The following is a 7,909-nucleotide window of genomic DNA, read 5'->3' on the forward strand; positions in this document are numbered from 1 at the left end:
CCCTATTCACAACGGAACCAATCAAACGCTGCCGTATTTTCTGAATCCTCTTCATTTCCCGTCGCATACATTCCAAGCACTGTTCCGCACATGCATCCAACCTTTTCTGGATTGATCAAAGATCCGTCAGCCTTGCACAATTCTTTCAGATTTTCTTCCGACTCTCCATATCGAATCGTAAAATCTTCATTATGCATTTCAATCTGTAATACAATTGTATCTTTATCATACTCCACTGTACAAATATCTTCACGATTTGTCGTGCTTGTAAATCCCGGGAAATATGGTGGCTGTTGATAATCTGCTGTGATCAGTTTTACACGTACAACCTGTTTTCCGTTTTCACAGGCACGTTCTACATGGAGTTGATGGTTCATTGCCTGTACAACCGCAATTCCCGCACTCTCCTGTCCTTCTGGAACAAATGTCATACGTGTTGTAATTGTAGTATCCATTTTGCACTGACGTCGTCCTACAAAAGCAGCATATTTATCATCCGATAAAGTGCCTTCCATGCCCATCTGTTCTAGATCATCGTCCAGTCTCTGATGAATACATTTTAATTTCAGGCAAGAATCTTCAATTTTCCAGCACTCCTTACCAGGTGTTCCCCAAAATGTCATATAAAGTGGCAATTTCTGTTCATCAAAATCGTCAAACTTATTTTCTTCTGGATAAACTGTTTCTTCCAAAGATTCCGGACCATCATAGCTCCATTCGATTTTTCCTGTCTCCGGACTGAATACTGGCCATTCCCTCTCCCATATAACCGGGCAAATAAATGTTTCTCGTCCCAGGTTTTTATATTTTTCATTGATTAAACGAGAACCCAGCATCACAGCATACCAACTTCCATCTTTTAACTCTACGAGATCAGCATGTCCGACATTAATGATCGGGCTTTTGAATCCCATATGTCTATGTGTCATAACCGGATTTGCCGGATTTCCTTCAAAAAAGCTGAAGAGTTCTTTTGATCTTGCCACCATTACCGCATGATAATGTTCTGTACCACCTTCTGCAATGATCAAATAATAGTAATCTCCGATATGATACAGATGTGGAGCTTCCGGAGATGCCCCGCCTCTCATAGCACTGTTATAAATCGTATAAGGCTCGCCTGTCACGCGGAAATTCTCAATATCATATGGTGCAAGCCAGATTCCTCTTTCTTTCACACCGGTTCCGTTATCCCAGACATCTCCTGTTCCCATAACATAGCAACTACCGTCATTGTCAAAGAAAATAGATGCATCAATTCCCGGGACGTCATCCATCCAATGTGGTTCTGACCACGGACCTGCCGGGTCTTTTGCTGTACAAATATAATTTCCTTTGTCAGCGAAATTAGCATTAATAATATAATACGTTCCATTATTATAACGGATTGTAGGCGCCATCAAACCTCCGACTCCACAATTTTTTTCCATATGGAATCCATTTTCTTCCGTCAGCGCATTTCCAATCTGCTCCCAGTGTGCAAGATCTTTGCTATGAAAAATCGGAATTCCTGGAAACATCTCAAAACTGGAACAAGCCAGATAGAAATCATCCTCCACACGAATGATAGAAGGATCCGGATAGTATCCTGGAATAATTGGATTATTTAATTTGTAACTCATAAGTTTATCCCCTTTCATTGCCATTGGGAAGGGAGTTTTTGGCTCAAACATCGTCCCCTTTGGTCTTTTTTATCTTTCTACAACCATTAGGGACATTCAAAAAGCCACAAACTCCGTCCCCAATGGTTTTATTTTAATAAATTTCTTTATTTTTTTCTCCTTTTCATTCATCTTTTTCTTGTCATCTTTTATCCAAAATTGACCACGCATCCATTACTTGTTATAATATAACAAATATTTTGTCATATTATAGCTTTTCAAAGGAGGTTTTACAGATAATGAATAATTTCGAAATCAAATTTTATGAAGATTCGATTATGATTGATACTATACAAAATGAATATTTGCTTCTATTTATCATTCACGGCAGCGCTACTGTAACATTAACTGCTGAAACAAATCATTTGTCCGAAAAAGATATTCTAATGATCAATTGGAATCGACACTTTAAAATGCAAACTTCTCCCGAAACCTTTATGTTAATAATTTCTATTCGTTCAGAACTATTTCGAGAATTAACACATAAACGACTTCCATATTTTCAATGTTGTAGTTCGCGGCATTCTAGCGTAAAGTATGAACAACTACGCTATTTGATCTATGACTTGCTTGGGGAATGTGCACTGAATATGAAAGAAATAAATGCGAAGAAACTAAGTATTCTATATAAAATTTGCAATCACTTAATTTGTTCTTTTATGTTATCCGACAAGCAGCCTTTGGCTGAGACTTCTGACGAACGTCTTGATCATGTTTTTTCTTACATCGAAGAATATTTTCCCGAACATATTACACTTCCGGATGCTGCCAGACAGATTCATATTGCCCCGACATCACTCTCCCGACTTTTAAAAAAAAACACTGGCATCACCTTTGTACAGTATATAACAAATATTCGGCTTCGCCATGCTGTATCGGATTTAACCGGAAGTCAATTATCAATCTCCGATATTGCACTGAATAATGGATTTTCAACTGCTTCTCAATTTAACAAAATTTTCAAGCAGCAATTCCATCTCTCTCCAGGTGAATATCGAAAAAAAACTACGAGACACAACAGCGACCAAGAAATGCAAATTTCCAGAAAATCCGCTGATATTCTAAATGAATACAGATCCAAAACAAGAATGGTCGTGGTAAAAGAACAAAAAAGCAGACTTCAGTCCGCCGATATTGACTGTTCCAAAGGAAAAGAATTTAAAAATCCGTGCGGTTCCATGATTTATCTTGGATTTGCCTCCCGTATTCTATCCGGAACCTATCAAAGACAAATTCAATTTTTAAAGCATACTCTGGATTTTCAATATGGCTGTATCAACGGTCTGTTTTCTCCAGAATTTTCTCTTCTGGATTCAAATCAGGCAACACAACTGAATTTTGTTAATCTCGACCATGTTTTGGATTTTCTTGTAGAAAATGGAATCCGTCCGATGATCGTTATCGATAATCAGGTTTTAAATATTTTAAAGAAACTAAATGAAATTCATGAAATGTCTACCGCACATTTCTTTTCGGATTCTCGTGAATTCAACCACGTCATCGAAAAGTTATTAGATCATGTAGTCAATCGATATGGTTTAAAAGAAGTAACGAATTGGAAATTTGTAATCTGGTATTTTGTATATAGACAATCCTTGCTTGGACTTTCCGGAGAATTTAATAACCTGTGGGATGATTTTTTCGAAACTGTTCGCTCCAAAGTCCCGAACGCCTCAATCGGCGGTGTCGGATACAGCCCTTCGGTTCACAGAGATACGATCATTCAATTTTATCGCAATTGGGTCAATGCCAGACATACGCCTGATTTCATAACGATGAATTCATTTCCCTATCGAGAAGCAGAGGAACCGACAAAAATGAACGCACTTCGTCAAAATATCGACCACTTTTTTTCGAACGATTTATCCGAAATGCACTCCATTTTGGCAGAGAGTGGTTTTCCAAAACGCCCAATCGTTGTCATTGAATGGAATCTTAGTTTTGTCCATCGGAATTTTCTTAATGATATGGCTTCAAAAGCGGCTATTATGATAAATCAGATGGTTGATACGCTCGGAGAAGCAGAGGATATCTGTTACTGGTATGCAAGCGACATTTTTGCCGGTGACATGGATGCAAACCGTATTCTAAATGGTGCCTGCGGTCTGCTTAGTTCTGATGGTTTTTGTAAACCTCCATATTATGCACTACTATTCTTTAAACAGTTGCACAATTATCTCATCGAACGCAATGACCATTATATTGTTACAAAAGATGAGCTCGGACATTTTGCTATCCTTCTTTTCAATAACAAGACATTAAATTATGAATACTATTCTAAGGATGAAGCTGCCATCGGAATGGATGATGAACCAAATATCTTCAATGACCACGATGCATTAGAGATCACACTTCGTCTGCAAGGAGTTTCAAACAAGAACTATCGAATTCGAAAGCAACTATTTGGTCCTGCCTTCGGCAGTATTTTAGATGAATGGAAACGCCTCGGAACCGATCTCGAATTGACCTTAGATGAGATATCTTATCTGAAAGAAAAAAGTATCCCACACAGAAAGAATGAAACGCTTTGTGCGGAGAATAATACACTGATTCTGCAAGAGGTATTGCAGGAGCATGAGATTATGCTGATACAGATTGATTGACCACTGTTGATCACTGGGGACGGAGTTTGTGGCTCGTTTATTGTCCCCGGTGGTCTATATCTAATTCTCTTTATAGTAAGCCAAAGGGACGGAGTTTGTACCACAAACTCCGTCCCCAACGGCCCCCAACGGCCAGGGTTCTACAGACTCATTGCTGTATAATATCCCTGATTTACTGCATTGTAGATCAGTCCTACACTCTTACAGTCTCCGATTACATAGTTCTCATCAACCAATTCACAAAGCTCATCGACTTTGTCATATGCTGACTTGAATCCAAGAGCACATACTACAGTATCTGCCTTTACAACAAATTCTTCTCCATCTCTCTGACATACAACACCTTCATCTGTTACTTCTTTTACTGTTGTATTCGTATATAATTCTGCTGATTTGTTTACCTCAGGCATAAGACCTCCACGATAGAATGAGTTCGCATCTGCTGCAACTTCGGAACGCATTTCAATGACTGCACATTCTTTTCCTTCATGATGGAAAGATACGGCAGCTTCTGTTCCTACCAGACCGCCACCCATGATAACAACTTTTTTTCCAAGTTTCTCTGGATGAAGTTCAGCCTCAATTGCCATCATTACGTTGTCTTTATCCAAACCTTTAATCGGTGGTTTTGCTTCGTAAGAACCGATTGCAACGATCAGTGCATCTGGATCAAATTCTTTGATAAACTCTGGTGTTGCCTCTGTCCCAAGCATTACTTTCACTGCTGATTTCTCTACACGGTTAATCATAACCTGACAGAAGTCTGCGATATCTTTCTTGAAATATGGAGCAGATGCCGGATATAAGTTTCCGCCGAGTTTATCTGCTTTTTCTACCAGTGTTACTTCATGTCCTCGACCTGCTGCTGTAATTGCTGCTTCCATTCCAGCCGGGCCTCCACCTACAATTAATACACGTTTCTTCTGCTTAGGTGCTTTTCTTGGATATTTTTCAGGAAGCTGCTGTCCCATTGTAGGGTTCACGGAACATTTAACAGTCTCACTCTTTCCTGTCTCACCAAAACATTCATAACAGCGCAGACATGGTGTAATATCTTCTTCTCTTCCTTCCAATGCTTTCTTTGGTAAATATGGATCTGCAAGAAGTGCACGTCCGATCTCTACCATATCAGCCTGACCTGTTGCAATGATTTCTTCCATCTGTGCAGGATCATTCAAAGAACCAACACAGGCAACCGGTGTTTTTACATGTTCTTTGATTGCTGTCGCAAGATAAACATTTACACCACGTTTATAAAATGCAGAAGGATGTGTACGACAGAACATATCCGGATCTTCGTGATTTCCACAAGATACATTAATCAGATCAACCTTGTCATCTACCATCTCTGCAACTTTGATACATTCGTCCATTCCCAGACCATTTGCTGTCAGATCATCTCCAGACAGACGGATTTCGATTGGAAATTCCGGTCCGACACCTTCTCTTACCGCATCAAGTGCCATAAGCAGGAATCTCGCTCTGTTCTCCAATGAACCACCGAATTCATCTGTTCTCTGATTGAATACAGGTGATAAGAACTGAGAGAACAGCCATCCATGTGCTGCATGAACCTGAACCATATCAAATCCACAGTCTTTACATAGTTTTGCACCCTTTTTGTAAGACTCCACAATTTCCAAAATCAGTTCTTTTGACATTTCCTGCACTTCCCCAACCGGTGTAACCTCGTGACTCGGTCCATAAGCAGTGTTACATTTATCCAAATGATCTCCACCAACACTTGCAAGTCCGCCGTATTTACCACCATGTGAAAGCTGAATGTTGGCATAAGCTCCTGCATTATGGATTGCTCTTGCAGCCTGTGCCATACCCTGTTTGACACCAAAAGAGTCAAGCTGAAGCTGTTTGTTATGTGATTTTCCTGTTGCAGAATGCACAATTGCCTCTCCGTATGTAACAATTCCTGCTCCCCCAAGAGCCTTTTCTTCCAGATATGCAATCATCTCCGGTGTAAAATGTCCTTCTGTTGTAATCATACTCGGACTTGTCGGTGCTGCAATAATACGGTTCTTTGCACGTACATTTCGCATTCGAATTGGTGAAAATAAATTTGAATATTTTTCTTTTCCTTTCCATTTCTTAGCGCCCATTGTTTGTTCCTCCTTGTTTGTATTTTGATTTTAAGTTTTCTGCATTTTGCAACTGTTCTATCATCTTTATCCCAACATGATATTATGCTGTCTTTTTTCTGGCACGTAACAAAATCACAACACCTGCCGCAATTGTCATACCAACTGTGGCAATTAAATATACATGCGATGTTGTTACCTCTCCAAACATCATTCTGGATGCTCCGTTCAATAGTGTCGGCGAAATCAACTGTCCAAAACAGTTTCCACATGTCATACATGCCGCTGCCATTGTTGTAGAAGCCGGATTTACTGCATTGGATACTTCCACCATCGCTGTAGGAATAAACATTCCCTGTGAGAATCCACAGAACACCGCTCCAATCATCAGCATCACGTAATTTGATGGGAATAATAAAAGTAACACTCCACCGATTGAGAAACATAACATTGCAACCGGCAATGTATATTTTTTCGTCACTTTTGTAATTGCTCCGAGAATCAATCCCATAACAATCTGCGCTCCTGAGAATACACCTGTCAAATTTCCGGAAACAGTTGTACTTCCGGCAAGACTTCCACTGATATGCATTGCAATATTTGTTGTAAATGTAATCAAAAATAACATTTCAATCACACCTATAAACGCAACCTTATACACTTCTGAATTTAATTCGATTTTTTCATCTTTGCTCACTTTGGCTGTACCGGTTTCCGGTAAGAACAAGGCGATTAGAATCATTGCGATAAATCCTATCACATTCAGATAGTATGCATTCTGGAATCCGTATTTACCAAGTGCGCCGCCTAATGTAGATACAAGAACCATTCCTGCTCCCACGCTGGCTGCCTGGATTCCCATAACAGAAACTCGTTCGTCTCCCTCGAAAAATTCCGCTACAACGGCTGTATTCAACGCGATACATAATCCAAGTGCCAGACCATATAAAATTCTTGAAACAAACAGCAGCATAAAGCTATCTGCTAAAAATGGTAAGAATCCTGTAATTCCCGCCATCAGACCGGCAAAAATCAACATTTTTTTCTTACTGATCTTAACAACAAGACCACCTGATATAATTGCAACTACGATAGATAAAAACGTAGGTGCAGTCACCAGCATCTGCACCATACTGACAGATGCATCCGGATAATGCTCCTGAATCTGTCCCAACACAGGGGAAACGCAAAACTGCAATCCCTGTATGAATGAGATGCAGACAATTGTGATAATGATTTTTATTTTTTTCGATTTGCTCATCTCTTCCCTCTCCTGATATCTGATTTTCGTAATTGGGTAATGTCTCTCCAATCACGACTTTGCTTATTATATTGTAGAAAAATTATCAAGGAAACAACAGCACACTTTTTCAAAATGTGTCTAGTTTGAATTAAACAGGGACGGGGAACCATTTAGGGACGGGGTGGTATGATTCCCCTTAAGTAGACAAGGTAAATAACCAAAATCTACTTAAGGGGGTTTTTTATGTCTAAATATTCAAAAGAAATAATTATAAAAGTATGTGAAGAATACTTATATGGAAACCTTTCA

At 39.4% G+C, this 7,909-nt stretch carries 4 protein-coding genes; 1 reads left to right on the top strand and 3 read right to left on the bottom strand.

What is annotated here, in order from left to right; genetic code table 11:
• Positions 1–2: 2 nt before the first annotated feature.
• Complete coding sequence (locus tag D8Q48_RS06855; RefSeq protein WP_121056026.1) at positions 3–1,622, bottom strand: glycoside hydrolase family 43 protein; 1,620 nt, start codon at positions 1,620–1,622, stop codon at positions 3–5.
• 278 nt (positions 1,623–1,900) lie between these two features.
• Between D8Q48_RS06855 and D8Q48_RS06860 the strand changes: the two genes are divergently transcribed.
• Positions 1,901–4,264, top strand: coding sequence for a helix-turn-helix domain-containing protein (locus D8Q48_RS06860; protein WP_121056011.1), 2,364 nt, complete (start codon positions 1,901–1,903; stop codon positions 4,262–4,264).
• 140 nt (positions 4,265–4,404) lie between these two features.
• Here D8Q48_RS06860 and D8Q48_RS06865 read toward each other — a convergent pair whose 3' ends face one another.
• Positions 4,405–6,378, bottom strand: a complete 1,974-nt coding sequence (locus D8Q48_RS06865) for an FAD-dependent oxidoreductase (RefSeq protein WP_121056013.1) — start codon at positions 6,376–6,378, stop codon at positions 4,405–4,407.
• Between the two features lie 82 nt (positions 6,379–6,460).
• The gene (locus D8Q48_RS06870) at positions 6,461–7,618 is read right to left on the bottom strand and encodes an MFS transporter (RefSeq protein ID WP_121056015.1); all 1,158 of its coding nucleotides are present in this window, start codon (positions 7,616–7,618) and stop codon (positions 6,461–6,463) included.
• Positions 7,619–7,909: the final 291 nt, after the last annotated feature.

It is taken from the genome of Ruminococcus sp. B05, from assembly GCF_003628495.1.
GTDB classification, from domain to species: domain Bacteria; phylum Bacillota; class Clostridia; order Lachnospirales; family Lachnospiraceae; genus Schaedlerella; species Schaedlerella hominis.

What these genes read in the sequence shown, in the direction of transcription:
- D8Q48_RS06855 (WP_121056026.1), bottom strand. Translation starts at nt 1,622, where the DNA reads ATGAGTTACAAATTAAATAATCCAATTATTCCAGGATACTATCCGGAT.
- D8Q48_RS06870 (WP_121056015.1), bottom strand. Translation starts at nt 7,618, where the DNA reads ATGAGCAAATCGAAAAAAATAAAAATCATTATCACAATTGTCTGCATC.
- D8Q48_RS06865 (WP_121056013.1), bottom strand. Translation starts at nt 6,378, where the DNA reads ATGGGCGCTAAGAAATGGAAAGGAAAAGAAAAATATTCAAATTTATTT.
- D8Q48_RS06860 (WP_121056011.1), top strand. Translation starts at nt 1,901, where the DNA reads ATGAATAATTTCGAAATCAAATTTTATGAAGATTCGATTATGATTGAT.